Here is a 25,484-nt window from a genome sequence, read left to right on the forward strand (position 1 = left end):
GTCTCGATACTGGATACGATTAACGGTTTATCCGTATAACCTGAACCGCCGTATACGGAACCGTACGTACGGTGGTGTGAGAGGACGGCGGCTGTGAGGCCGCCTCCTACTCGATGCGTAACAAAAGCGTTATCCATACAAGCTTTCACGCCTCAGTGGGCTTCACTATGAACGTTGGGACTATTGGTAGAGAATTTCTATTGATGCCTACAATTTAATGAATTTGTGGGCGTCATGTTGTTGATCAATACTCCTCACCAGCCGATTAGCCGGCAGTTCGAAGACCGACCTAGGAAGAAATTGAGCATGAGCCAGACCAAAACGCTTACGACCGCCAGTGGCGCTCCTGTCGCCGATAACCAAAACTCTCGCTCAGCCGGCCCACGCGGTCCGCTGCTGCTCGATGACTTCCACCTGATCGAGAAGCTTGCTCATTTCAACCGTGAGAACATTCCCGAGCGTCGCGTGCACGCCAAGGGGTCGGGTGCTTACGGCACGTTCACCGTAAGGCGCGATATTACCGAATACACCAGCGCAAAATTGTTCGAGTCGATCGGTAAGCAGACGCCTACCTTCCTGCGTTTCTCCACGGTAGGTGGTGAACGTGGTTCCGCCGATACCGAGCGCGATCCACGCGGTTTTGCGCTGAAGTTCTACACCGAAGAGGGCAACTGGGACATCGTCGGTAACAACACACCGGTATTTTTCATCCGTGATCCGTTGAAATTCCCTGACTTCATTCATACCCAGAAGCGCCTCCCACAGAGCAATCTGAAAAGCGCGCAAATGATGTGGGACTTCTGGTCGCACTCGCCTGAGGCACTGCACCAAGTCACCATTCTGTTTTCCGATCGCGGGATACCTGACGGCTACCGCCACATGCACGGCTTCGGTAGCCACACTTACAGCCTGATCAACGCCCGGGGCGAGCGTCACTGGGTGAAGTGGCACTACAAGACCAAGCAGGGGATCAAAAACCTCGCACCGGCCGAAGCCGCGCGTCTGGCGGGCACCGATCCGGATTACGCCCAGCGTGACTTGTTCAACGCTATCGAGCGCGGCGACTTCCCGAAATGGAGTGTGTGCATTCAGGTCATGACCGAAGCTCAGGCCGCCGCTCATTACGAAAACCCGTTTGATGTGACCAAGACCTGGTCGCAAAAAGAGTTTCCATTGATCGAAGTCGGCGAGCTCGAACTCAACCGGAACCCGTCGAATTACTTCGCCGAGGTCGAGCAGGCGGCATTCGGGCCAAGCAACATGGTGCCGGGCGTGGGACTTTCGCCTGACCGCATGCTGCAAGGCCGTGTATTTGCCTATGCCGATGCACACCGCTACCGCGTAGGCACCAATCACCAGCAATTGCCAGTGAATGCCCCGCGCAGTCCGGTCAATACCTATCAGCGCGACGGTGCGATGGCGTTCGGCAGCAACGGCGGCGCAGCGCCGAACTACGAGCCTAACAGTTATGTTGAAGCACCCAAGCAGGCCCCCCGTTATGCGGAGCCGGCATTGGCCCTCAGTGGTGCGGCGGATCGTTACGACCATCGCGAGGACACCGATTACTACAGCCATGCCGGTGCGTTGTTTCGCTTGATGAGCGATGAGCAGAAGGCCCTGCTGATCAGCAATATCGCTGGTGCGATGGCCGGTGTATCGGCGGATGTTGTCGATCGCCAACTGCAGCATTTCTTCAAGGCAGACGCTGCTTATGGAGAAGGTATCGCGAAGGCGTTGGGCGTACAGCTTAACTAAGTCTAAACGAGAAGCAGAACCGCCCTCATTTGGGCGGTTTTTGCGTTATTTAACCTGCTTTTCTCGGATTTTCTTCACTTTTATTGCGATCAGCGAGTGACCTCCAAGTCAGCTTGGTTCAAACTAGGGCCTTTCAAAGCTTGTGGAGATGTAGGGCGATGCAAGGTCACCCAGACGTAATCGATTACCTCAACACGCTGCTGACCGGCGAGCTGGCAGCCCGTGATCAATATTTCATCCACTCGCGGATGTACGAGGATTGGGGTTTTACCGAGCTCTACGAACGTATCAACCACGAGATGGAAGAAGAAGCTCAGCACGCCGATGCATTGATGCGCCGCATCCTCATGCTCGAAGGCACGCCACGCATGCGCCCGGATGACTTGGACATCGGCACCACCGTGCCCGACATGCTCGCTGCTGACCTGCGCCTGGAATACAAAGTCCGTGCAGCGCTGTGCAAGGGCATCGAGCTGTGCGAGCAGCACAATGACTATGTGACCCGCGAGATTCTGCGAGTCCAGCTCAACGATACTGAAGAAGATCACACCTACTGGCTGGAGAAGCAGTTGGGCCTGATCAAGCTGATCGGGTTGGAAAACTACCTGCAATCGCAGTTCTGATTGCAGGAAACGCAGAGCGTCCTGAGCTGCATTCCCACGCAGAGCGTTGGAACGAAAAAGCCCCTGTCATCGTGAGATGGCAGGGGCTTTTTGTTGAGCGGGCGAAATCAGTCCCGATCACGTTCCAGCAACGGCTTGAGGTAGTAGCCGGTGTATGACTGCTTCATCTCGGCCACCTGCTCCGGCGTACCGACGGCAATGATCTGACCGCCCTTGGAACCGCCTTCCGGGCCCAGGTCTACCAGCCAGTCAGCAGTCTTGATCACGTCCAGGTTGTGCTCGATTACCACCACGGTGTTGCCGTGGTCGCGAAGGCGATGCAGCACGTCGAGCAACTGTTGGATATCGGCGAAGTGCAGACCTGTGGTCGGCTCGTCGAGGATATACAAAGTCTTGCCGGTATCGCGCTTGGACAACTCGCGTGACAACTTGACCCGCTGCGCCTCACCGCCAGACAAGGTCGTCGCCGACTGCCCGAGCTTGATGTAGGAAAGCCCTACGTCCATCAACGTCTGGAGCTTGCGAGCCAGCGCCGGTACCGCGTCGAAGAACACCCGGGCTTCCTCGATGGTCATTTCCAGGGTTTCGTGGATGTTCTTGCCCTTGTATTTGATCTCCAGGGTCTCGCGGTTGTAGCGCTTGCTCTTGCACACGTCGCACGGGACATAGATGTCGGGCAGGAAATGCATTTCCACCTTGATCAAGCCGTCGCCCTGACAAGCTTCGCAGCGTCCGCCCTTGACGTTGAACGAGAACCGACCAGGGCCATAGCCCCGTGAGCGGGACTCCGGTACCCCGGCGAACAGTTCGCGGATTGGCGTGAACAACCCGGTGTAGGTCGCAGGATTGGAGCGCGGCGTCCGACCGATCGGGCTCTGGTCGATGTCGACGACTTTGTCCAAGTGCTCCAGGCCCTTGATACTGTCGTGAGCGGCAGCCTCAAGCGTGGTGGCGCCGTTCAAGGCCGTGGCGCTGAGAGGAAACAGCGTGTTGTTGATCAGCGTCGACTTGCCGGAGCCGGAGACCCCGGTAACACACGTCAGCAGGCCGATCGGGATTTCCAGGTCGACGTTGCGAAGGTTGTTGCCGCGAGCCCCCTTAAGGGTCAGCGACAGCTTTTTATTGCGCGGGGTGCGCTTGGCCGGCACTTTGATCTTCACTCGGCCCGACAAGTATTTGCCTGTCAGCGAGTCGGGGTGCGCCATGACTTCGGCGGCGGTGCCTTGAGCGACGATATGCCCACCGTGCACGCCGGCGCCTGGGCCGATGTCCACCACGTAATCGGCCAGGCGAATCGCGTCTTCGTCGTGCTCGACCACGATTACTGTGTTGCCGATGTCCCGCAGGTGTTTCAGCGTTCCGAGCAACCGGTCATTGTCGCGTTGGTGCAGCCCAATGGACGGTTCGTCGAGGATATACATCACCCCGACCAGGCCCGCGCCGATCTGGCTGGCCAGGCGGATACGCTGAGCTTCGCCGCCGGATAGAGTGTCTGCGCTGCGGTCGAGGGTCAGGTAGTCCAGGCCGACGTTCACCAGGAACTGCAAACGCTCACGGATTTCCTTGAGGATCTTGTCGGCGATTTCGCCACGGCGGCCAGTGAGCTTGAGGCCGCCGAAGTAATCGGTGGCATCGCCGATTGGCAGGCTGGTCACCGCCGGTAGGGTTTTTTCACCGACCCACACATGTCGCGCTTCCCGGCGCAAGCGGGTACCGCGGCAATCCGGGCAAGGCTGGGTGCTGAGGAACTTCGCCAGTTCTTCGCGCACGCTGGCCGACTCGGTTTCGCGGTAACGCCGCTCCAGGTTCGGCACGATGCCTTCGAACGGGTGGGAGCGCTTGACGATATCGCCGCGGTCATTCAGGTATTTGAAATCGACGTTCTGCGAGCCGCTGCCGTGCAGGATGAATTTTTGCTGGTCGGCGGGCAGCTCGTTGAACGGTTTGTCCAGGCTGAATTTGTAGTGGGCCGCCAGCGAACCGAGCATCTGGAAGTAATAGACGTTGCGCCTGTCCCAGCCGCGTATCGCCCCCTCGGCCAGGGTCAGCTCGCCATTGACCAGCCGCTTGGTGTCGAAGAACTGCTTGACCCCCAAGCCGTCGCAGGTCGGGCAGGCGCCGGCCGGATTGTTGAAGGAGAACAGCTTGGGCTCCAGTTCGCTGATGGCGTGGCCGCAGATCGGGCAGGCGAAGCGTGCGGAGAAGATGATCTCTTCGCCGGGCTCGTCATCCATCGGGGCTACCAATGCTATGCCGTCGGCCAGTTTCAGCGCGGTTTCGAAGGACTCCGCCAGGCGCTGTTGCAGGTCGGCCCGGACCTTGAAGCGGTCGACCACTACATCGATCGAATGCTTCTTCTGTTTATCCAGCTTCGGCAGCTCGTCCAGCTCGCACAACTTGCCGTTGACCCGCGCACGCACGAAACCCTGGGCGCGCAGTTCTTCGAAAACCATCAGGTGCTCGCCCTTGCGTTCGCGAATCACCGGTGCGAGCAGCATCAGCTTGCTGCCTTCCGGCTGGGCCAGTACCAGGTCGACCATCTGGCTGACGGTCTGGGCTTCCAGCGGGGCGTCGTGATCAGGGCAGCGCGGAATACCGACTCGCGCATACAGCAAGCGCAGGTAATCGTAGATCTCGGTAATGGTGCCGACCGTCGACCGCGGGTTATGCGAGGTCGACTTCTGTTCGATGGAGATCGCCGGCGACAAGCCTTCGATGGTGTCGACGTCGGGTTTTTCCATCATCGACAGGAACTGCCGGGCATAGGCCGACAGCGATTCGACATAGCGTCGCTGGCCTTCGGCGTACAGGGTGTCGAAGGCCAGGGAAGATTTGCCGGATCCGGACAGGCCGGTGATGACGATCAGTTTGTCCCGTGGCAGGGTCAGGTCGATGTTCTTCAGGTTGTGGGTACGGGCCCCACGAATCAGGATCTTGTCCAAAAGTGGCCTCGCTCGGCGGGCATCGAAAACGTAGGAGTATACGGGCAAATACTGGATGGATGCACACTATCGGAAGCCATCATGAAGACTGCGCGGCAAACGGTCGCCCTATACCCCCTCAATCGATGGGACTGGTAGAATCCCCGCCGGTTCACACGAGGTTTTTCCATGCAAGATCCCCACAGCGAACGCATGAGTAGCGGCGAGACCCGCGCGGCAAGCGGCCTGGCCCTGGTGTTCGCCTTCCGCATGCTAGGCATGTTCATGGTGCTGCCGGTGCTGGCGACCTATGGGATGGACCTGGCGGGCGCGACCCCGGCCCTCATCGGCTTGGCGATCGGTGCCTACGGCCTGACCCAGGCGATTTTCCAGATTCCATTCGGGATGATTTCCGACCGTATCGGCCGACGGCCTGTGATTTACCTGGGGCTCATTGTGTTCGCTCTCGGCAGTGTCCTAGCGGCGAATGCGGACTCGATCTGGGGCGTGATTGCCGGACGGATCCTACAAGGAGCGGGTGCTATTTCCGCAGCGGTCATGGCCTTGCTGTCAGACTTGACCCGCGAACAGCATCGGACGAAAGCCATGGCCATGATCGGCATGACGATTGGCCTGTCCTTTGCGGTCGCCATGGTTGTAGGCCCGCTGTTGACCCGGGCTTTCGGCCTGTCGGGCCTGTTCCTGGCCACCGGCGCCATGGCCTTGGTCGGCATCCTGATCGTCGCGTTCATCGTGCCGCGCTCCACCGGGCCGTTGCAGCATCGTGAATCCGGCGTGGCTCGCCAGGCGCTAGTGCCAACGCTCAAGCACCCGGACCTGCTGCGCCTGGACCTGGGCATCTTCGTGCTCCATGCGATGCTGATGTCGAGTTTCGTGGCGCTGCCGCTGGCATTGGTCGAGAAGGCCGGCCTGCCCAAGGAACAGCACTGGTGGGTCTACCTGACTGCGCTGCTGATTTCATTCTTCGCCATGATCCCTTTCATCATCTATGGCGAGAAGCGACGCAAAATGAAACGAGTTTTGCTCGGCGCCGTCGTGACGCTCATGCTCACTGAGCTATTCTTCTGGCAGTTCGGCGACAGCCTTCGAGCGCTGGTGATCGGCACGGTGGTGTTCTTCACCGCGTTCAATCTGTTGGAAGCGTCGCTGCCGTCGTTGATCAGCAAGGTTTCGCCAGCGGGCGGCAAGGGCACGGCCATGGGGGTTTATTCCACCAGCCAGTTCCTCGGTTCGGCGCTGGGCGGCATCCTCGGCGGCTGGTTGTTCCAGCATGGCGGTTTGTCGGTTGTGTTCCTGGGTTGTGCCGCGCTGGCTGCACTTTGGCTGCTCTTTGCTGTTACCATGCGCGAACCTCCGTATGTGACGAGCCTGCGCTTGCCGTTGTCGCCCGAAGCCATCCGCGAAGCAGGCCTGGCCGAGCGCCTCAGGGCCGTCGTCGGAGTAACCGATGCAGTGGTGGTCGCCGACGAAGCGGCCGTTTATATCAAACTGGACACCGAATTATTGGATCGTGCGACGCTCGAGCGCCTGGTGAACAACCCGGCCCCGGTAGCGTGCGAAGCCTAGGAGAACGTTATGGCCCGTGGGGTTAACAAAGTCATATTGGTCGGTACTTGCGGCCAGGATCCAGAAGTTCGCTACCTGCCCAATGGCAACGCCGTGACCAACCTGAGCCTGGCGACCAGCGAACAATGGACCGACAAGCAGACCGGCCAGAAGGTCGAGAAGACCGAATGGCACCGCGTGTCGATGTTCGGCAAGGTGGCTGAGATTGCTGGCGAATACCTGCGCAAGGGTTCGCAGGTGTATATCGAAGGCAAGTTGCAGACCCGCGAGTGGGAAAAAGACGGTATCAAGCGCTACACCACCGAAATCGTGGTCGACATGCAAGGCACCATGCAATTGTTGGGCGGCCGTCCGCAGGGCGACCAACAGCAAGGTGGCAACAACTACCAGCAGTCGGCTCCGGCTCCGCGTCAGCAGGCGCCTCGTCCGCAGTCGGCGCCACAGCCACAACGCGAGCGCCCGGCCGCGCCGCAACAGGCCGCGCCGCAACCGGCTCCGGATTTCGACAGCTTTGATGACGATATTCCGTTCTAAAGCAGCTCATAGCTTCAAGTCGCAAGCTTCAAGCTAAAGACAAAACCGCGCTTCGGTTTCCGAGGCGCGGTTTTTTTTTCGCTTGAGGCTTATGGCTGCGTCCGACTGCCAGCCAAAAACTGCTCGGTACTCACCACACTCGCATAAGCAAACCCCAGCGCCGACATGAAGGCCGCATGTGCTTGGGCGGCTGGGACGATCACGCCATTGAATTCGAGATCGCGAGTCGCGCAAGCGTCATGAATCACCGTGACGCCGTAACCCAGGTCCGCCGCTGCACGAGCGACGCCATCGATGCACATATGGCTCATGCTGCCGACCACTACCACTTGCTCGATGCCATGCTGGTCGAGGATGGCTTGCAGCTCGGTTTCACGAAACGAATTGACGAAGTGCTTGAGGACCACCGGTTCGTCAGGGCGGTTGAGCACCTTGGGATGCAACTGCGCGCCTTCGGAGCCGGGCGTGAAGAATGGCGCTTCGTCGGAAGTGAATTCGTGGCGAATGTGCACCACTTGCTTTGCCGCCTGACGAAACGCTTCGATCAACCGAGCGGCGTTATCGGCGGCGGCGTCGACACCGACCAGTGGCCATTTTCCCTGGGGGAAGTAGTCGTTCTGGATATCGACTACGATGAGCGCTTGCTTGGACATGAGGCTTCCTTGATCAGGTTGGGTAGGGCGTCAGTATTGGCGTTTACCGCCGGGTCGAGGATTGGCCGCAACGACAATAAGCGAGGGAAAACTGACAATGGCGCAGCAAACGGCAATCGCCGAGCTTGGGGTACTCATCTATCCCGGCGCGCAAATGGCCGCGGTGCATGGCTTGACCGATCTATTCGCCGTGGCACAGCGGATCGCGGCCGAGCATGCCAGCGCAGCGTTGCCGCGGTTACGAGTGAGTCATTGGCAGACCGACAACAATGAGGCGCCACGGCGGGTATTCGACAGCGAGGCCGGCCCGGCGGGCCCGTTGGTGGCATTGCTCATCCCGCCATCTATCGCCGGCTTCAACGAAGACTTGGTCTCGCCGACGCTAATGGATTGGCTGCGCACGCTCCATGCCGGCGGCACGGTGCTGGGTGGGGTGTGCATCGGGTCTATCCTGCTGGCCGAAAGCGGCTTGCTGGATGGGCGCAGCGCCACGACCCACTGGACCTCGACGAAGACGTTTGCGGCGCGTTATCCGAAGATCAAGCTCGACGCCGATAAACCCATTGTCGACGACGGCGACCTGATCACCACGGCCGGGCTGATGGCTTGGTCGGAGCTTGGACTGCGCCTGGTCGATCGTCTGCTCGGGCCCAGTATCGCCACGCGCACGGCGCAGTTCCTGGTGATTGAGCACAGCGACAGTGCGAGCCAGTGCGGCAGCAATTTCGCGCCGATCCTCGGGCACGGTGACGGGGCGATCCTCAAGGTCCAGCATTGGCTGCAACGCAGCGGCGCGGTGGACGTTTCCCTTGGCGCGATGGCTGAGCAGGCCGCGCTGGAAGAGCGCACTTTCCTGCGCAGGTTCCGTGCGGCCACCGGGCTCAAACCCACCGAATACTGCCAGCACCTGCGGGTGGGCAAGGCCCGGGAAATGCTTGAGTTTACCAACGGCACCATCGATCACATTGCCTGGACCGTCGGTTATCAGGATCCCGGCGCCTTTCGATCGACCTTCAAGAAAATCACCGGGCTGGCGCCGAGTGACTACCGTACGAGATTTGGGGTAAGCCCAAAGGGCTGAGCGCATCCTTGGATTTTTGTGCCCTGCGTCGTGCAATTTGCCGGATGCGCACTGCCGGTCGTGCAGAATGAAACAGGCCCTGTGCCACAGGGTCGACCGTTTTGTCCCCGTTTCCTTGACCGTTCGTCCCCCGACACGCCGTTGGCCTGATCTCTGCAATCCTTATAGCTACAGCTATTGAGCGCAGTTAAGAAGGACAACGCATGACGTCCATCCATCGCAACAAAATGGTAGTGGCCCATTCGGTCAATCCCCACGCACCGCAGCATGAAGTCGAGACCAACCGGGCGCTGGCCCGCTGGCTGGCGAACATCCTGGGCTTGGAGTACGGAGGTAGTCATGACAGCCGCCAGCATGCAGGACGGGACCTGTATCTGTTGCCCACGCAAACCCTGATCGGTGCCGAGGCGGCATTGCGCCTTGGCATCAAGGGGCCAGAGGACTTGTGGGGCGGCTATGTCGACCATGATTTTATCTGCACCAAGGCGATCGCCCATGGTCTCTTGAACAAGGATGCGGTTGCGCCGAAGGGGTGGTCGCCGCTGTTCGCCAAACTGACCCGTGGCGTGGTGCTCGACGGGGTCAGCGTATTCTCGCTCAAGGATGCGCGCCCAGCCGCTGAACATTTGCTTTACGCGGGGCCGATTCGCTTCAAGCCGATTCATGCCTGTGCGGGACGTGGTCAACGGGTGATCAACAGCCTCGCCGAGTTTGATGAAATTGTCGCTGCGCCTGACGCCCAGTCAGTGTTTCGCGACGGTGTCGTGCTTGAGCAGAACCTCAGCGGAGTCAGGACCCAGAGCGTCGGCCAGAGCTTCATCAATGGCAAGGTCATGAGCTATTGCGGGGTGCAACACCTCACCCACGACAATGAAGGGCTCGAGGTCTACGGCGGCTCGGACCTGTTGGTGGTGCAGGGTGGCTACATCGAGTTGCTCGGCCTGGAGCTGCCGGACGATGTGCGTGAGGCGGTGCGGCTGGCGCAAGTATTTGACGACGCGGCCAACCAGGCATTTCCGACCTTCTTTGCCTCGCGGCGCAATTACGACATCGCCCAGGGCATCGACACCGGCGGACAACCACGCGGCGGTGTGCTGGAACAATCCTGGCGCATGGGCGGCGCCAGCAGCGCGGAACTGGGGGCACTTCAAGTGTTTGTCGAAGACCCTTCGACCCGCGCGGTTCGTGTCTCTTCGGTGGAAACCTACACCGACCAGCCGCTGCCTGTCGGCGCCACTGAAATCTATCGCGGCGCGGCGGAAAATAGTGATTTCCTACTCAAATACGTAACGGTTCAACCCTATGACGGCTAGAAGCGAAACGATCCAGATTGCAATAGATGACGAGCACATGAACGGGACCTTCCTGAGCCCAAAATCGAAGGTTCCCGGCGTGCTGTTCGTACACGGTTGGGGCGGCAGCCAGGAGCGTGACCTGGAGCGGGCCAAAGGTATCGCCGGCCTGGGCTGCGTGTGCCTGACCTTCGATTTGCGCGGGCACACGGGCGGGGCGGGAATCCCGCTGTCGCGGGTCACACGCGAGGACAATCTGCGGGACCTGTTGGCAGCCTACGACCGGCTGCTCGCCCACCCAGCGTTGGACACCTCGGCGATTGCCGTGGTGGGCACCAGCTACGGCGGTTACCTGGCTTCGATCCTGACCGCGCTGCGACCGGTGCGCTGGTTGGCCTTGCGGGTGCCGGCGCTGTACCGCGACGAGCAATGGCACACGCCCAAGCGCGACCTGGACAAGGCCGATCTGCTCGATTACCGCAGTACTCTGGTACACGCCGACACCAACCGCGCTTTGCAGGCCTGCTCGCAGTTCACCGGCGACGTGTTGCTGGTGGAATCCGAGACCGACGACCATGTGCCCCACGCGACCATCATGAGTTACCGAGCCGCCTGCCAGCAGACTCATTCACTGACTCATAGGATTATTGATGGCGCCGACCATTCGCTGAGTGACCCCATATCACAGCAGGCTTACACCTCGATCCTGGTGGGCTGGATCACGGAAATGGTGGTGGGCGAGCGCTTGAGCATCATTCAGGAGCGGTAATTTCCAGCATCAATGAGACCCGGCCCCGCACGTCTGCCCGTGCAGGGGCCAACCCAGCCGATCCCTCACTTGGTTCCAGGCTTGACCCGCAGCGCCTTGGCCTTCGCCTCGATCACCAGGTACATCACCACGGTCACCAACAGCGGCAGGATGAAGTAGATCGCCCGGTAGGCAATCAATCCCGCTAACAGGCTGCCCCGCGATACCTCGTGTTGCAGCAGCGCAATGAACACCGCCTCCAACACCCCGAGCCCCGCCGGAATGTGCGTGATTACCCCGGCAATGCTGCTGATCAGCAACACCCCGAGCACCACCGGATAATCCAATTTGCTTGGCAGTAATGTGAAGATCACTGCCGCCATCAACGACCAGTTCAACGCTCCAAGCGCCAGTTGCAGCACGGCCATGCGCAGGGACGGCAGATTGATTTCCATGCCGCGAACGGTCCAGGCCCGGCGCTTGGAAAAGCGGCAGGCCACCAGGTAGCCGGCGCTGATCAGCAACAGCAGCACGCCGACGCCTTGCAGTGCGTTGCTGCTCAGCTTCCAGCCCGGCGGCATCGTCACCAGGCCGCTGCTGAACACCACGCCGGCCAAGGTCATGTAGCCGAACCAGTTGGTAGCCAGGCTCAGGCCGAGGATCTTGGCGATGTTGCCGTTACTGACCCCGAGTCGCGAATACAGCCGATAACGCATGGCGATGCCACCGACCCAGGCGCTGAGATTGAGGTTGAAGGCATAACTGATCACCCCCACCGGCAAGATCTGCCGCCAACCCAGCTTTTGTCGGATATAGGTGCGGCCAATCAAATCGAAGCAGGCGTAGGTGATGAAACTGGTCACTGTCAGCGCGGCGGCGATGAGCAAGGTGCGAAGCTTGAAATCGGCCAGGGTGGTGAACACCTCCGACCAGTCGATGCGTCGGGCCAACGCGGTAAACAGGACGATCAGCAGCAGGAAGAAGGCCAGCGTCAGCGGCCGTTTCCAGCGGCTCCAGCGGGATTTTGGCTTGGCCTGTTCCGGCGCATGGGCATCTCTCGGCGCGGTGTGCGCGTCAGAGTGGTTCATGGGGTTCGCTCCGGACCGCCGTCGGCGGTGAGAAAGGTTTCAAACGGGGTTTATGAGCCGGCAGCCATCCGGCCCAGGCCGGGAAGTGACGCAAGAAGTGGAACACCATGAAGCCGATGGTCATGCGCCAGAGCAGCCCACGCGGGGCGTGGTTCTCGGGCATGACCGTGCAATGGTTGCGACTCAGGTGATCGAGGCGCTCGAACAGCTCGCGGTTGAACGCCCGGTCGCGGATCAGCACGTTGGCTTCCAGGTTCAACGACAGGCTCAACGGGTCGAGATTGCTCGAGCCCACTGTGCTCCAATCCTCATCCACCAAGGCGACCTTGCCGTGCAATGGTCGCTCGCAATATTCGTAGATCGTCACACCGGCCTTGAGCAGATAGTCATAGAGCATCCGCGCGGCGAGCTTGGCGATCATCATGTCCGGCTGCCCTTGCAGGATCAGCCGCACTTCGACGCCACGCCGGGCGGCGTTGCGAATCTCACGCAGCAAGCGATAACCGGGAAAGAAGTAGGCGTTGGCAATCACCACCCGACGCTGGGCGCTGCGCAGCACCTGCAGATAGACCTCCTCGATGTCGGTCTGGTGCTCATGGTTATCGCGATAGACCAGGCGCACCTGGCCGTCATGGTCATTGAACGCCAGCTCGGAGCGCCGGTTGCGGCGACGTTGCCACCAATATTTGGCCCGTGCCGGACGACCGCTTTGCAGCAGCGCGAAGTGATGGATATCCACCACCGCCGGGCCTTTGATCTCCACCGAGTAGTCCTGCTTGGCCTCGGGGCCGAAGTCGCCGAGGTGATCGGCGGAAAAGTTGATCCCGCCAATAAACGCGATGACGCCATCCACCACCACGATCTTGCGGTGCAGGCGGCGGAACCAGTTGGTGCGGATCCCGAGGTGTCGGGGCGCCGGGTCGAACATCTGCAAGCGCACCCCGGCATCGCTCAACGATGCGAGGAATTCGGTAGTCAACTCGCCGCAGCCGAAACCGTCCAGGTTGACGGTGATGCGCACGCCGCGCCGGGCGGCATCGACCAGCAAGTCGCGTAACTCAACGCCGACCTTGTCCTCGAACAGAATAAAGGTCTCCAGGAGAATTTCCTCTTGGGCGCGGCGAATGGCCTCAAAAACCCTTGGGAAAAATTCCTCGCCATTTTCCAGCAGCGTGACGCGGTTGTTGCCATGCCAGCCGTATTCGATATCGGCCAGCGCCGGGTTGCGTTCGGTCGGCGGGACTTCAATCTTTTCCACCGTCGCCTTGTTCATCGTCGCGCTCATAATTCGATCTCCACCGACAGCGGTGCGTGGTCGGAAAGGTGCGACCAAGGACGTACATTCAATACCTGGGTATGATGGGCCTTGAGGTTGCGCACATAGATACGGTCCAGGCGCAGGATCGGCAGGCGCGCAGGGAAACTGCGCGCCGGTTTGCCCCATTGTTCGGCGAACACTTCCCGCAGGCCGCAAGGCTCGAGCAGATCATTGGCTTTGCCGCGCCAGTCGTTGAAGTCGCCCGCGACAATCACCGGGGCGCCGGCGGGCAATTCGCTCAGGCGCTGGCAAAGCAGTTTCAGCTGTTCAATGCGATGGCCTTCGCGCAGCCCCAAATGCACGCAAATCGCGTGGACTTCTTGGCCTTCGCCGCCGGGCAGGCGCAGCACGCTATGGAGCATGCCGCGGCTTTCATGGCCGCTGATGGAGACGTCTAGATTGTCATGGCGGATGATCTGGAATTTCGACAGCAACGCGTTGCCATGGTCGCCCGCCGGGTACACCGCGTTGCGCCCGTAGGCGAACTGCGGCCAGAGGGTGTCGGCGAGGAATTCGTATTGCGGCATGCTCGGCCAGTTGCTGTAGCGCTGGGGATGGTGCTCGTGGGTCCCATGCACTTCCTGCAGGAACACCACGTCGGCGGACACGCTGCGTACCGCTTCGCGCAGTTCCGGCAGGATGAACCGTCGATTCAACGCCGTGAATCCCTTATGTGTGTTCACCGTGAGCACCGTGAAGCGGTTTACTCGATCAAGGTCTTGCGCCACGTCTGGGATCGGCTCGCGGGTGGCTTCGCTGGATTCTGGCGTGGTCATGGCAAGACCCCTTCGGCCGGGCGCACGCCGGGAGCAGTGGCGAGATGCTTGGCCAGGTCAAAACGCTCCAGCAGATGGCGCGCGTCATACGGCGCGCGAACCTTGATGTCGTTGTCGAAATAGCAGAACACCTCCCGGCTCTTGCGGGCCCGGGGTTTCTTTTTCGGATCGATCAGGTGCGCGTCGCCCGGTTGGCTGCCGTGGCTCCAGGCTTCGATTCGATCGCCCCAGCGTTGCAGCGCCTCGTCGGTGTAGCCACTGGCATACAGCTCCTCGGCACCGTGCAGGCGCAGATAGACGAAATCGCTGGTGACGTCTTCGCGATAGGGCCACTTGCCGGCGGTGTCGGCGACCACCAAGGCGACGTCGTAGCGCTTGAGCAGGGCAACGAAGCGCGGGTCGATGAAGCTTTCATGACGGATCTCGACCGCATGGCGCAGCTGACGCTTTTTGTCCGCCTCGGTGCTGGCATGGCCATCCAGGCGCGGCTCGTGCTCGCGGGCCAGCGCGGCGGCGGCTTCGGTGTCGTGGGGCAATTGCTTGAGAAAATCCTCAAACAGTTCCGGGTCGAATTTGAAGCTGGGCGGAAACTGCCAGAGGATGGGGCCGAGCTTTTCCTTGAGCTCCAGCACCCCGGAGGCGAAGAAATTCGCCAACGGCTTATGGATGTCTCGCAGGCGCTTGATATGGGTGATGAAGCGCGGCGCCTTGACGCTGAACACGAAGTCGGACGGCGTCTCGGCGTACCACTGGGCATACCGTTCGGGACGTTGCAGGGCGTAGAACGATCCATTGATTTCGATGCTGTTGACCGCTCGCGAGGCAAATTGCAATTCCCGTTTCTGAACCAGCCCCTTGGGGTAGAAATCTCCCCGCCAAGGCGTGTAGCGCCAACCGGAAATGCCAATGTGGATCGCCGTCATGTATCCCTCCCGTCCCAATGACCTCGTACCGCCTGTGTCTTTTGATGACTGCCGCGTGGGCTGGAAAGTTTCGCTGGAGTGCCCGGCGGCAGTGAACCTGTGGCGAGGGAGCTTGCTCCCGCTGGGCTGCGCAGCAGCCCCAAAAAACAGGGCCGCTGCGCGCCCCAGCGGGAGCAAGCTCCCTCGCCACAAGGTTTTGTATTGACCTTCCGAGCGAACTTGCCGGCCCATTATCGATCAGTTCCTTACCGACCCTGTCCGAAGGAGCCTCGCGTTTTGTCTCGATTGAGTACTGCATTGCTGCTGGTCTTGTTGACGTTGACCGGTACCAGCGCCTACGGGACCGCCGCTGTCCCTGGCACCGCTGCGCCCAGTGAGGCCCCCGCCGAACCCGAGCCGCTGGTCCAGGGCGGTTTGCTCGGGGCGATCAGTTCGAGCATCGACGATGTCCAGGATAAACTTGATCTCAACCAGAGCCTGGTCGATGCCTGGCGCCTGCGTGCGGACCGGGCGGCGGACGAAGTGGATCGCCTGGTGGACCAGACCTCTCGTTCCACGTGGCGCGTGGCGGGGGATTTCCTCTTGCTCTCAGGCGTCTGGCTAGGGGCGTTTGCGCTGATCTGGGCCAGCGCGCGATTGTTGGTGCGGCGCCTGGGTCGCCGCCGCTGGTTACGCACCCGCCAGCGTGTGCGAGACCTGCTCGGTTACCTGCTGCCCTACACCTTGCCGGCCGTGGCTTGCCTGCCGTTGACCCTCTACGTCAGCCATTTCCTGCAAGTCTCGGTCGGCCGGGCGTTGGCGCTTTGCTTTGCCTACGCCACCAGTAGCGGCATCGTCTCGACATCGGTGCTGCTCTGCGTGATCGTCATGTTCAACGCCGGCCACAAACGGCGGGCGGTAGCGATGATTCGACGTTTCTGTCCGCGGCCGCTGTTCATGATCGGTTTTCTGGCTGCCCTCAGCGATGCCTTGACCAGCCCGCAGATCGCTCGGCAACTGGGCGGCAACATCACCAGCAGCGTCGCGGTATTTACCGGGCTGTCGGCCTCGATGATTTTCGGCTGGTTGGTGATTCACATGCGCCGCCCGGTGGCCCACCTGATCCGCAACCGCCCGCTGGCCCAACGCCTGAAACAGCCGGCGTTGCAGGAATCGCTGCGGATTTTTTCCGGGCTCTGGTACTGGCCGATCCTGCTGATGTTGCTGGTCTCGGCGGTGAGCCTGATCGGTGTCGGCGAGGACAACCAGAAAGCCCTGCGTTGTGCCTTGTTCACCACCCTCCTGCTGATCGCGACGGTGTTCCTCAGTACCGTGTTCCAGCACATTTTCAAATCCCCCAAGGCCGAGGTCATCCAGCGCAACAGCGCTTACAAGGGGCGACTGTTGAGCTTGCTGCACGCGTTGTTGCGCATCGTCATGGCGGTGGCGTTCATAGAGATCCTTGGACGGATCTGGGGCATTTCCCTGTTCGAGTTCGCCTCGCGCAATGCCCTTGGCCGGGCAATCAGCGATTCCTTGAGCCGCATCGGGCTGATCTTCCTGGTGACGTGGCTGACGTGGGTCGTGCTTGATACGGCGATCCAGGAAGCCCTGAAGCCGCCGCTCAACAAGCGCGGCGCCCGTCAACCCAGCACGCGGGTCAAGACCATCCTGCCGTTGTTGCGCAACGCCGCGAAAATCATCCTGGTGGTGATCTGCGCAATCACCACCATGGCCAACCTTGGCATCAACGTCGCGCCTTTGCTGGCCGGTGCCGGAGTGGTGGGGCTGGCGATCGGTTTTGGTTCGCAGCAACTGGTGCAGGACGTCATTACCGGGCTGTTCATCATCATTGAAGACACGCTGTCCATCGGCGACTGGGTGGTGCTCAGCTCCGGCCATGCCGGCACCGTGGAGGGCCTGACCATCCGCACCCTGCGCCTGCGCGACGGCAAGGGCTTCGTGCATTCGGTGCCGTTCGGCCAGATCAAGGCCGTAACCAATCAGTCCCGGCAATTTGCCTTTGCGTTTTTCTCGGTGCAGTTCACCTATGACACCGACGTGGACCGTGCCATTGAATTGATCCGCGAAGCCGGGGATTCAATCTCTGAAGACCCGTTTCTCAAGTTCAATTTGCAAGGGCCACTGGATGTGTTCGGGGTGGACAAGATGGACCTCAACGGCGTGGTGCTAACGGCCCAGTTCCGCACCGTGTCGGGTGGGCAATATGCGGTCAGCCGGGCGTTCAACCAGCGACTGAAAAAGCTTGTGGATAACGACCCGGCGGTGCATTTCGCGCAGACTTATCCACAGCAGGTGATGATGCCGAAGCGGTTGGATACGCAAGCTGAACACTCACCGCCTTCGCCGGAGGAGTCATCGAAGCCGTCCGACCAGCCTGCCCGATAACCCCGTGGCGAGGGAGCAAGCTCCCTCGCCACGGGTTATTGCGTTTCTGGTTAATGGTGTTGAATCAGCTTGGTGCGAATCTCAGACATCACTTGGGCATCCAGCTCCGCCCAAAACTGCGCCTTGCCGGCAATCTGCGCCGCCACTGGCAACCCATCGCGGTATACCAGTCGATTACTCACCAGCGCCGGTACTTTCGCCCCCGGCAGCAAAGTGCCGGCGAGGTTCAGCGGATCAACGCCGCATACCGCGACCAGGCTGCCATCGGTGGGGCGGCGGCGTACTTCGCGCAGCAACGGGATGGCTTCGGGCAAGGCGAACTGTTCGCCGGCCAGCCCGCTGACGAAACGCCCGCCACGAATCTCGCCCCGTGCTTCCAAACGATGAAAAGTGCGCAGCAGTTCGCGCCAGCTCGGCAACCAATCGGCTTCGCGCTCCAGCAGCCGCCAGAACACCACACCGTAGCGGCGCAACAGGGTCATGGCGATGTGTTCCAGAGTCTCGGGCGGCGTCGGCGCGGGCTGGTTATCCGGCGCTGGGGCGGGTGAGCTGCGGCGCAACAAGGCCCAGCGCCCGGCGTCTTCCATGCCGCCGACAAACGCCCCGCGCCCGCGCCGGCTGCTGCGGGCCTGGCGCTTGCTGGCAGGCGTGATCAACGCCCGCAGCCCGGCGAAGCTGTCGGCATTCACCCGTCCGGCGCCCACCAGTTCCTGCAGGGCGATTTCCAGTTCGCTACGCAGCAGGTGAGCTTCGTGCAGCAGCTCATCGAAAAACAGCGCGCCCTGTTCGCTGAGGGCGTGATGGACTTTTTGCGTCTTGGGCGACAGTTCGCTGACCGGCGTCTGCTCGGTCAGGTTGCTCCACAGCGCGACCCTGGCGCGCGGCAGCAAGACAATCGGCGTGCTGCGCAAGGCGCTGGCGGCCAGCTTCTGGCGGGCACTGAGGCGTGTCCAGACGAATTTGCCGCTGCGACAGAGCTCGTCGAGCCAGCTCGGCGAGTAATCCTTGATCCGTGCCGGCAGCAGATCGCTGTCCCAGGCCGAGGCAGCGGCCGGGTAACCCTCGAACTGGCTGACGATCGACGGCAGCACGGCGCTGCCCCGGCCTTGGGTCGACGGCGCCAAGTGCTGCCAGTCGAACAGGAAGCGCATGAAGTCCTGCAACATCACCGGCTCGATTTCCCGCCGCAGACGCTTGACGGTGTAACGGTGGATACGCGCCAACAGATGCCGCTCGCACCATTCTTCCTGGCCAGTGCCCGGCGTGAACCGCCCGCGCAACACGTAGCCTTGTTGTTCCAGCTGGGCCAGGGCCTGGGTCGCTTGTGCCGGTGACAGCCCCAGCGGGTAGGCAATCGCCGTCAAAGGCTGCGGGCCAAAGGCACTGAGCCGCGCCCGGAGTACTTCCACTACCGCGTCGTCGGCGTCCCACTGTTCATCGAACCCTGGCAGCGGTGTCAGCGCTGGCTGCCATTGGGCCTGTGGATAAATCGCTTGCAGGCAAGTCAGCCGTTCCAGCGGCACCCACAGGCCGCGTTCGTCGCTGATCTCGACATGACTGGCGCGACCCTGCTCGGCCAGGGTCCGCAACCCCTCCAGCCACGCCGGCTCGGCGCAGGCTTCGCTGTCGGCGATGCATGCCAGGCTCATGAGTGCTTCATGGATCTCATCGAGGTTGGTCGGCGTCGGCCAGGCTTCGTCCCGCACGGCCTGGATGGCATCGGCGTCCAGCGCGCCCAGGTCATCGGTGGACTGCGGATCGCTCCAGCGGCGGTTGATCACCGCTTGGGTGCGGCGCTCTTCCAGCGGCGCGTCGTCGAGAAAGGTGTAAGGACGGGCGCTGAGAATTTCCGCCGCCAGGGGCGAGGGTGCCGGCAGGTCGCGGCTGATCAAGCGAATCTCGCCTGCCTCCATTCGCCGCAACAGGGCCAGCCAGCCTTCGCTGTCCATGGCTTCGTGCAGGCAATCGTCCAGGGTTTGTTCGACCAGCGGATGGTCGGGAATCTCGCGTTCGCCGGCGAGGTTTTCCAGGCAGGCGATCTGGTCCGGGAACACGCTGGCGATCAGATCTTCGCTTTTCATGCGCTGGATCTGCGGGGCGACTTTGCGCCCGCCGGTATAGCGTGGCAAGGCCAGGGCCACGCCGGCGTTCCAGCGCCAACGAACGCCGAACAGCGGCGCATCCAGCACCGCTTGGACGAGAATCTGCTCGGCGCTGTGACTGTTGAGGTAGCGCCAGACCTCGTCCAGCTCGAAGCTGTGGCTGGTGGACAGCGAAAGCACGATGGCGTCCTCGCTGGCGGCAGCCTGCAGTTCGAAGTTGAAGGTGCGGCAGAAGCGCTTGCGCAGCGCCAGGCCCCAGGCGCGGTTGATCCGGCTGCCGAACGGCGTGTGGATGATCAGTTGGGTGCCGCCGGACTCATCGAAGAAGCGCTCCATCAGCAGCGTTTCCTGGGACGGCAAGGCGCCGAAGGCCAGGCGCGCCGGGGCCAGGTAATCAATTAATTGTTCGGCGCTGGCGAGGTTCAGTTGCAAGGTGCCGGTCAGCCAGTCCAACGCCGGTTGCAGGCTGCCCGGCGTGGCACCGAGCAACGGGTCCAGCTGGGCTTGCAGGCGGGCGACGGCCAGGGACAACTCGGCGCTGCGCCCCGGCGCCTCACCGAGCCAGAACGGAATGGTCGGCGGCTGGCCCTGGGCGTCCTCGACCCGCACGCGGCCGGTTTCGACGCGAATGATGCGATACGAGGTATTGCCCAGTTGGAACACGTCGCCAGCGATGCTCTCGACCGCGAAGTCTTCGTTGACGCTGCCGATGTTCAAGCCCTGGGGTTCGAGCAGCACGCTGTAGTCGGCGTTGTCCGGAATCGTCCCGCCACTGGTCACGGCCGTCAGCTTGCTGCCCCGACGACCGCGCAAGGTCCGTGTCACGGCGTCCCGGTGCAGGTAGGCGCTGCGCACGCCCTGCCTGCCATTAAGACCTTCAGCGAGCATTCGCAGCAGCGCCTGGTAATGCTCCTCGTCGAGTTCGGCATAGGGTGAGGCGCGGCGAAACATCTCCAGCAGCGCCGGTTCGTGCCATTCCTGGCAACTGACCTCGGCGACGATCTGCTGGGCCAGCACGTCCAGCGGCGCCTTGGGGATGTGCAGGATGTCGAGTTCGCCACGGCGCACGCAATCGAGCAACGCGGCGCATTCGATCAAGTCGTCGCGGGTGGTGGCAAACAGGCGACCCTTGGGCGTGCCGCCCACCTGGTGACCGGAGCGGCCGACTCGTTGCAGGAACGCCGAGATCGAACGGGGCGAGGCGATCTGGCAAACGAGGTCGACATCGCCGATATCGATACCCAGCTCCAGGGACGCGGTGGCGATCAAGATTTGCAGTTCGCCGCGCTTGAGGCGTTGTTCGGCGTCCAGGCGAAACTCCTTGGCTAGGCTGCCGTGGTGGGCGGCCACGGCGTCTTTGCCCAGGCGCTCGCTCAAATGACGGCTCAGGCGTTCGGCCAGGCGCCGGGTGTTGACGAACACCAGCGTCGTTCGGTGCTCGCGCGCCAATTCGGCGAGGCGGTTGTAGACCAGTTCCCACACATCGTTAGCCATCACCGCCGAGAGCGGCACCGGCGGCACCTCGATGTCCAGGTCTCGCGGACGGGCGTGGCCGATGTCGACGATTTCGCAGCTCCGCCCGTGACCCACGAGGAAGCGCGACACCGCCTCGATGGGTTTTTGCGTGGCGGACAGGCCGATGCGCACCAGCGGTTCGGCGCACAACGCTTGCAGCCGTTCCAGGCTCAACGCCAGATGACTGCCGCGCTTGCTGGCGGCGATGGCGTGGATTTCGTCGACGATCACCGTGCGGGTGCTGGCGAGCATCTGCCGGCCGGAGTCGGAGCCGAGCAGCACGTAGAGCGATTCAGGCGTGGTCACGAGGATATGCGGCGCGGTCTTGCGCATCGCCGTGCGCTCTTTTTGCGGAGTGTCGCCGGTGCGCACGGCGGTGGTGATGGGCAAGGGCGGCAGGCCCATTTGCTGCAATTGCCCGGTGATACCAGCGAGGGGATTTTGCAGATTGATCTGGATGTCGTTGCTCAAGGCCTTGAGCGGCGAGACATAAACCACCAGGGTCTGGCCCGGCAGGCCACCCTGTTCCAGGCCGCGATGCACCAAGTCATCGAGCACCGCCAGGAACGCCGTCAGGGTCTTGCCCGAGCCCGTGGGCGCCGCGACCAACACCGAACGGCGCTGGCCGATCAACGGCCATGCCTGGGCCTGGGCGGCCGTGACCGCCGGGAATGTCTGATTGAACCAGGCGCGAACGGCAGGGTGAAAGCCTGCCATGGCGTGGTCGGCTGCAAGGGGCAGATTCATGGGGGCAGTTTAGGCGGGTGGGGTGGGGGAGGTGCAAGTACCGCTTGAGCCTCTCATCGACGGCCCAAGGCCTGCACCAACCCGGCGATCTACACTTTACGGATGACGGTTGCGCACTAAACCCGCAAAATGCAACGATTCCGGCGACGCCCACGGGCGTTGTCGACCAAATTCTTGTGCCAACAGACTGGGCCTGCTGACTTTATGCGAATGCGCCTTATGTTACTGGGCGGCGGAAATGCCCTTGGGCAGGCGCTGATTCGCCTCGGTGCAGAAGAAGACATCGGTTTTCTTGCCCCCCGCCCGCCCGAAGACGGCTGGGATGCCGCGAGCCTGACTCAATTGCTCGACGACACCCGGCCGGACGCCTTGATCAACCTGGCGTACTACTTCGACTGGTTCCAGGCCGAGGCTGTCAGTGAACAGCGCCTGGCCAGCCAGGAGCGGGCGGTCGAGCGCCTGGCCGAGCTTTGCCAGCATCACAATATCGTTTTGCTGCAACCGTCGAGCTACCGCGTGTTCGATGGCTCCCGCGCCACCGCCTACAGCGAAAAAGACGAGCCCGTGCCCCTGGGTTTGCGTGGACAGGCATTGTGGCGCATCGAGCAAAGTGTGCGCGCCACTTGCCCGCAGCACGTGTTGCTGCGTTTCGGTTGGCTGTTGGATGACAGCCCCGACGGCATCCTCGGGCGTTTCCTGGCCCGGGCCGAGCAGCCCGAAGAATTGCTACTGGCCGACGACCGGCGGGGCAATCCGACGCCAGTGGACGATGCCGCGCGGGTAATCATCTCCGTGCTCAAGCAACTCGACTGCGCCGCACCGCTGTGGGGCACCTATCACTACGCGGGGCACGAGGCGACCACGCCGCTGGCGCTGGGTCAGGCGATCCTCACCGAAGCCCGCGCCCTGCACCCCCTGGCCATCGAGTCGCCCACGCCTCAGGCCCATGCCGCAAGGCCGGACGCGGCGGAAGAACCGCAGCACGCGGTCCTGGCCTGCAAGAAAATTCTGCACACCTTCGGGATCAAGCCCCGCGCCTGGCGCGCGGCACTCCCGAGCTTACTGGATAGGTTTTATCGCCATGGCTGAAGGCCCTGTTTTAATCACCGGCGGCGCGGGTTTCATTGGTTCGCACCTGACCGACGCCTTACTCGCCAAGGGGCATTCGGTGCGCATCCTTGACGACTTGTCCACCGGCAAGCGCAGCAATCTTCCGCTGGACAACCCCGCGCTCGAACTGATCGAGGGCGATGTCGCCGACGCCGCGCTGGTCGCCCAGGCCATGCTCGGTTGCAGTGCCGTGGCGCACTTGGCGGCCGTGGCTTCGGTGCAAGCTTCGGTGGATGACCCGGTGCGCACGCACCAGAGCAATTTCATCGGCACCCTGAATGTTTGCGAAGCCATGCGCCAGGCCGGCGTGAAGCGTGTGTTGTTTGCCTCCAGTGCGGCGGTCTATGGCAACAACGGCGAAGGTCAGTCCATCGACGAGGACACGCCCAAGGCTCCGCTGACGCCCTATGCCTCGGACAAACTGGCCAGCGAGTTCTACCTCGACTTCTACCGTCGCCAGCATGATCTCGAGCCGGTGGTGTTCCGCTTCTTCAACATCTACGGCCCGCGCCAGGATCCGTCCTCGCCCTATTCCGGGGTGATCAGCATCTTCAGCGAACGGGCACAGAAAGGCTTGCCGATCAGCGTATTCGGCGATGGCGAGCAGACCCGCGATTTTGTCTATGTCGAAGACCTGGTGGACGTGCTGGTGCAGGCCCTTGAAAAAACTGAAGTGGACGCAGGCGCGGTGAATGTCGGCTGGAACCAGGCCACCAATCTCAAGCAGATGCTCCAGGCCCTGGCCGAGGTCGTGGGTGACTTGCCGTCGATCAGCTATGGCCCGGCGCGCTCCGGCGACATTCGTCATTCGCGGGCCGATAACCGTCGGTTGCTGGAGCGTTTCCAACTGCCAGCGCAGACGCCAATGAACGTGGGGCTGGCGCGGTTGCTGGGGCGCTGAGTTTCCATCGGCCAAAAGAAAGGCGCCTTTCGAGGCGCCTTTCTTGTGCGTCATGCATCGCTGTTGTGGCAAGTGGAAACCTGTGGCGAGGGAGCTTAGAACTTGTAGCCCAAGCCCACCATGTAGACGAACGGGTCCACGTCGACGTCCACCTTGGCCCGGGTGCCGCCGGCCACGGCGTTGTTGTCGACATAGGCGGTGGTGTCGATGTCGATGTAGCGGACCTGGCCGTTGATCATGATGTTATCGGTCAGCATGTAGTCGGCACCGACTTGCCACGCCATGCCCCAGCTGTTTTTCGCCCGGAAATTGCTGAAGCCGTTGGCGCTGGCTTCGCTGCCGACGTGTTCATCGTAGATCCAGGTGTAGTTGATGCCCGCGCCGACGTAAGGCTGGAAGGCCGACTTGGCGTCGAGCGGGTAGTAAACCACGCTCAGGGTTGGCGGCAGGTGCTTGAGGGTGCCGAGCTTGTTATTGGCCGCGCCCAGGGCGGTGCCTTTGATTTTGACGTCGTGCTCGAATGGCGAGGCCGCCAGCAACTCGATACCCCAGTTGTTGGTGAGCATGTAGGCGAAGTTCAGGCCCAACTGAGTGTCGCTGCTCATGGTTGCCTTGCCGCCCAGATCAGCGCCGGCCAGCGGGCCACGGTCAACCTTGACGCTGGAGCTGTCGGCATCCGGATTGACGGTGATGGCGCCCGCGCGAACGATGATATCACCGGCGGTATGGGCCTGGGCGAGCGGGGCAGCGAGCGCGAGGGCAACGAGGGAAGCGCTGAGCAAGGACTGGTTCATGGGGGCTCCAGAGGGCATCGAAAATTGATGTCCCATGGTACGAAGCCGTCTGGTCCGGTCTTTTGATTCAGCTCAATGAAAGTGTTATGAGCACGGATTCACTCCGGCAGTTCATACACATAAATTTTCTCGGCCTCCATCTGATACCCGGCATCGGCCAGTTCACTGCTGGACGGCTTGACCTGCATCGGCCCTTCGACCCAGTACGGCTGGTACAACTCGTCGAGCTTGACCCCGACCTCGCTTTTCACATGCACGATCTGGTTCGACGGCGGTGGCGGCACGTGGATGCAGGCGCCGAAATACGGCACTAGCAGAAAGTCGGTGGTGCGGCCTTCCTCGCTGACTTCCAGCGGTACGATGTAGCCCGGCAAGCGAATCTGCTGGCCGTCCAGCGCCTTGACCACCGGCGCGTTGGGCAGGTCCTGCTTGGCCGCAGGCGCGGATTCGGCCGCCAGGGCATCGCTCATCTTCGACAGGTCGTGCAGGGGTGTCATGTTTGGCACTTCCGGCGGCGCGTCCGGTGGGATCATTTCCGACCAGGCCAAATCCCTCGGTTCGGCTGCCCACAGCGGCAGGGCGACCAGCATCAACAGCGCAAGCAGGGCGCGGGGCATTTTCAACGTCC

Annotated in this window: 19 protein-coding genes; 10 read left to right on the top strand and 9 right to left on the bottom strand. The window is 61.9% G+C overall.

Going from position 1 to position 25,484, the window contains the following annotated elements; all coding sequences use genetic code 11:
• Positions 1-306: 306 nt before the first annotated feature.
• Together HU806_RS22500 and bfr are read left to right on the top strand one after the other, a co-directional pair.
• Positions 307-1,755 carry a catalase gene (locus tag HU806_RS22500; protein ID WP_186614513.1) on the top strand — a complete coding sequence of 483 codons (1,449 nt, stop codon included), beginning with the start codon at positions 307-309 and terminating at the stop codon, positions 1,753-1,755.
• A gap of 158 nt (positions 1,756-1,913) precedes the next feature.
• Positions 1,914-2,378 (top strand): bacterioferritin, encoded by a 465-nt coding sequence (gene bfr / locus HU806_RS22505; protein ID WP_024778335.1) that lies wholly within the window; start codon positions 1,914-1,916, stop codon positions 2,376-2,378.
• Positions 2,379-2,485: 107 nt separating this feature from the next.
• Here the strand turns inward: bfr and uvrA are convergent, their stop codons facing one another.
• Positions 2,486-5,320: an excinuclease ABC subunit UvrA gene (uvrA, locus tag HU806_RS22510; RefSeq protein ID WP_186614515.1), complete on the bottom strand. Its 2,835-nt coding sequence runs from the start codon at positions 5,318-5,320 to the stop codon at positions 2,486-2,488.
• A gap of 168 nt (positions 5,321-5,488) precedes the next feature.
• On the opposite strand from uvrA, the gene HU806_RS22515 reads away from it, so the two are divergent.
• Both HU806_RS22515 and HU806_RS22520 read left to right on the top strand, forming a co-directional pair.
• Positions 5,489-6,886: an MFS transporter gene (locus HU806_RS22515; protein WP_186614517.1), complete on the top strand. Its 1,398-nt coding sequence runs from the start codon at positions 5,489-5,491 to the stop codon at positions 6,884-6,886.
• 9 nt (positions 6,887-6,895) lie between these two features.
• On the top strand, positions 6,896-7,420 hold the full coding sequence (locus tag HU806_RS22520; RefSeq protein WP_186614519.1) for a single-stranded DNA-binding protein: 525 nt from the start codon (positions 6,896-6,898) through the stop codon (positions 7,418-7,420).
• Positions 7,421-7,509: 89 nt separating this feature from the next.
• Here HU806_RS22520 and HU806_RS22525 read toward each other — a convergent pair whose 3' ends face one another.
• Entirely contained in the window at positions 7,510-8,073 is a 564-nt protein-coding gene (locus tag HU806_RS22525; RefSeq protein WP_186614521.1) for a cysteine hydrolase family protein, read from the bottom strand.
• Between the two features lie 97 nt (positions 8,074-8,170).
• Between HU806_RS22525 and HU806_RS22530 the strand changes: the two genes are divergently transcribed.
• From HU806_RS22530 to HU806_RS22540, 3 genes are all read left to right on the top strand, one after another.
• Positions 8,171-9,154: a GlxA family transcriptional regulator gene (locus HU806_RS22530; protein ID WP_186614523.1), complete on the top strand. Its 984-nt coding sequence runs from the start codon at positions 8,171-8,173 to the stop codon at positions 9,152-9,154.
• Between the two features lie 203 nt (positions 9,155-9,357).
• On the top strand, positions 9,358-10,467 hold the full coding sequence (locus HU806_RS22535; protein WP_186614525.1) for a DUF3182 family protein: 1,110 nt from the start codon (positions 9,358-9,360) through the stop codon (positions 10,465-10,467).
• Positions 10,457-11,215: an alpha/beta hydrolase family protein gene (locus tag HU806_RS22540; RefSeq protein ID WP_186614527.1), complete on the top strand. Its 759-nt coding sequence runs from the start codon at positions 10,457-10,459 to the stop codon at positions 11,213-11,215. The genes HU806_RS22535 and HU806_RS22540 overlap by 11 nt, the downstream gene beginning before the upstream one ends.
• A gap of 65 nt (positions 11,216-11,280) precedes the next feature.
• Here the strand turns inward: HU806_RS22540 and HU806_RS22545 are convergent, their stop codons facing one another.
• From HU806_RS22545 to HU806_RS22560, 4 genes are read right to left on the bottom strand one after another with little or no spacing between them, the layout of a single operon-like run.
• Positions 11,281-12,282, bottom strand: a complete 1,002-nt coding sequence (locus HU806_RS22545) for a lysylphosphatidylglycerol synthase domain-containing protein (RefSeq protein WP_186614529.1) — start codon at positions 12,280-12,282, stop codon at positions 11,281-11,283.
• Positions 12,269-13,567, bottom strand: coding sequence for a cardiolipin synthase ClsB (gene clsB / locus HU806_RS22550; protein ID WP_186614531.1), 1,299 nt, complete (start codon positions 13,565-13,567; stop codon positions 12,269-12,271). The genes HU806_RS22545 and clsB overlap by 14 nt, the downstream gene beginning before the upstream one ends.
• Positions 13,564-14,376: an endonuclease/exonuclease/phosphatase family protein gene (locus tag HU806_RS22555; RefSeq protein ID WP_189672547.1), complete on the bottom strand. Its 813-nt coding sequence runs from the start codon at positions 14,374-14,376 to the stop codon at positions 13,564-13,566. The genes clsB and HU806_RS22555 overlap by 4 nt, the downstream gene beginning before the upstream one ends.
• Positions 14,373-15,299, bottom strand: a complete 927-nt coding sequence (locus HU806_RS22560) for a DUF72 domain-containing protein (protein ID WP_186614533.1) — start codon at positions 15,297-15,299, stop codon at positions 14,373-14,375. The genes HU806_RS22555 and HU806_RS22560 overlap by 4 nt, the downstream gene beginning before the upstream one ends.
• A gap of 276 nt (positions 15,300-15,575) precedes the next feature.
• On the opposite strand from HU806_RS22560, the gene HU806_RS22565 reads away from it, so the two are divergent.
• The gene (locus HU806_RS22565) at positions 15,576-17,687 is read left to right on the top strand and encodes a mechanosensitive ion channel family protein (protein ID WP_186614535.1); all 2,112 of its coding nucleotides are present in this window, start codon (positions 15,576-15,578) and stop codon (positions 17,685-17,687) included.
• Between the two features lie 50 nt (positions 17,688-17,737).
• Here HU806_RS22565 and HU806_RS22570 read toward each other — a convergent pair whose 3' ends face one another.
• Positions 17,738-22,051 carry an Lhr family helicase gene (locus HU806_RS22570; RefSeq protein WP_186614537.1) on the bottom strand — a complete coding sequence of 1,438 codons (4,314 nt, stop codon included), beginning with the start codon at positions 22,049-22,051 and terminating at the stop codon, positions 17,738-17,740.
• 204 nt (positions 22,052-22,255) lie between these two features.
• On the opposite strand from HU806_RS22570, the gene HU806_RS22575 reads away from it, so the two are divergent.
• On the top strand, positions 22,256-23,140 hold the full coding sequence (locus HU806_RS22575) for a sugar nucleotide-binding protein (protein ID WP_186614538.1): 885 nt from the start codon (positions 22,256-22,258) through the stop codon (positions 23,138-23,140).
• Positions 23,133-24,062 (top strand): UDP-N-acetylglucosamine epimerase PgnE, encoded by a 930-nt coding sequence (gene pgnE / locus HU806_RS22580; protein WP_186614540.1) that lies wholly within the window; start codon positions 23,133-23,135, stop codon positions 24,060-24,062. Before HU806_RS22575 ends, pgnE begins: the two co-directional genes overlap by 8 nt.
• Positions 24,063-24,157: 95 nt before the next feature.
• Here the strand turns inward: pgnE and HU806_RS22585 are convergent, their stop codons facing one another.
• Together HU806_RS22585 and HU806_RS22590 are read right to left on the bottom strand one after the other, a co-directional pair.
• On the bottom strand, positions 24,158-24,856 hold the full coding sequence (locus HU806_RS22585) for an OmpW/AlkL family protein (RefSeq protein ID WP_186614542.1): 699 nt from the start codon (positions 24,854-24,856) through the stop codon (positions 24,158-24,160).
• A 98-nt stretch (positions 24,857-24,954) separates the two neighbouring features.
• On the bottom strand, positions 24,955-25,473 hold the full coding sequence (locus HU806_RS22590) for a DUF3299 domain-containing protein (protein WP_186614544.1): 519 nt from the start codon (positions 25,471-25,473) through the stop codon (positions 24,955-24,957).
• Positions 25,474-25,484 lie beyond the last annotated feature (11 nt).

The organism is Pseudomonas sp. SWRI154 (assembly GCF_014268645.1).
Taxonomy (GTDB): domain Bacteria; phylum Pseudomonadota; class Gammaproteobacteria; order Pseudomonadales; family Pseudomonadaceae; genus Aquipseudomonas; species Aquipseudomonas marvdashtae.

Bases quoted from the DNA above. Each gene is read 5' to 3' on its own strand.
- HU806_RS22570 (WP_186614537.1), bottom strand. From the start codon at position 22,051: ATGAATCTGCCCCTTGCAGCCGACCACGCCATGGCAGGCTTTCACCCT.
- HU806_RS22530 (WP_186614523.1), top strand. From the start codon at position 8,171: ATGGCGCAGCAAACGGCAATCGCCGAGCTTGGGGTACTCATCTATCCC.
- HU806_RS22540 (WP_186614527.1), top strand. From the start codon at position 10,457: ATGACGGCTAGAAGCGAAACGATCCAGATTGCAATAGATGACGAGCAC.
- HU806_RS22590 (WP_186614544.1), bottom strand. From the start codon at position 25,473: ATGCCCCGCGCCCTGCTTGCGCTGTTGATGCTGGTCGCCCTGCCGCTG.
- HU806_RS22555 (WP_189672547.1), bottom strand. From the start codon at position 14,376: ATGACCACGCCAGAATCCAGCGAAGCCACCCGCGAGCCGATCCCAGAC.
- pgnE (WP_186614540.1), top strand. From the start codon at position 23,133: ATGGCTGAAGGCCCTGTTTTAATCACCGGCGGCGCGGGTTTCATTGGT.
- HU806_RS22525 (WP_186614521.1), bottom strand. From the start codon at position 8,073: ATGTCCAAGCAAGCGCTCATCGTAGTCGATATCCAGAACGACTACTTC.
- HU806_RS22585 (WP_186614542.1), bottom strand. From the start codon at position 24,856: ATGAACCAGTCCTTGCTCAGCGCTTCCCTCGTTGCCCTCGCGCTCGCT.
- clsB (WP_186614531.1), bottom strand. From the start codon at position 13,567: ATGAGCGCGACGATGAACAAGGCGACGGTGGAAAAGATTGAAGTCCCG.
- HU806_RS22515 (WP_186614517.1), top strand. From the start codon at position 5,489: ATGCAAGATCCCCACAGCGAACGCATGAGTAGCGGCGAGACCCGCGCG.
- HU806_RS22575 (WP_186614538.1), top strand. From the start codon at position 22,256: ATGCGAATGCGCCTTATGTTACTGGGCGGCGGAAATGCCCTTGGGCAG.
- HU806_RS22500 (WP_186614513.1), top strand. From the start codon at position 307: ATGAGCCAGACCAAAACGCTTACGACCGCCAGTGGCGCTCCTGTCGCC.
- HU806_RS22545 (WP_186614529.1), bottom strand. From the start codon at position 12,282: ATGAACCACTCTGACGCGCACACCGCGCCGAGAGATGCCCATGCGCCG.
- HU806_RS22560 (WP_186614533.1), bottom strand. From the start codon at position 15,299: ATGACGGCGATCCACATTGGCATTTCCGGTTGGCGCTACACGCCTTGG.
- HU806_RS22535 (WP_186614525.1), top strand. From the start codon at position 9,358: ATGACGTCCATCCATCGCAACAAAATGGTAGTGGCCCATTCGGTCAAT.
- bfr (WP_024778335.1), top strand. From the start codon at position 1,914: ATGCAAGGTCACCCAGACGTAATCGATTACCTCAACACGCTGCTGACC.
- HU806_RS22520 (WP_186614519.1), top strand. From the start codon at position 6,896: ATGGCCCGTGGGGTTAACAAAGTCATATTGGTCGGTACTTGCGGCCAG.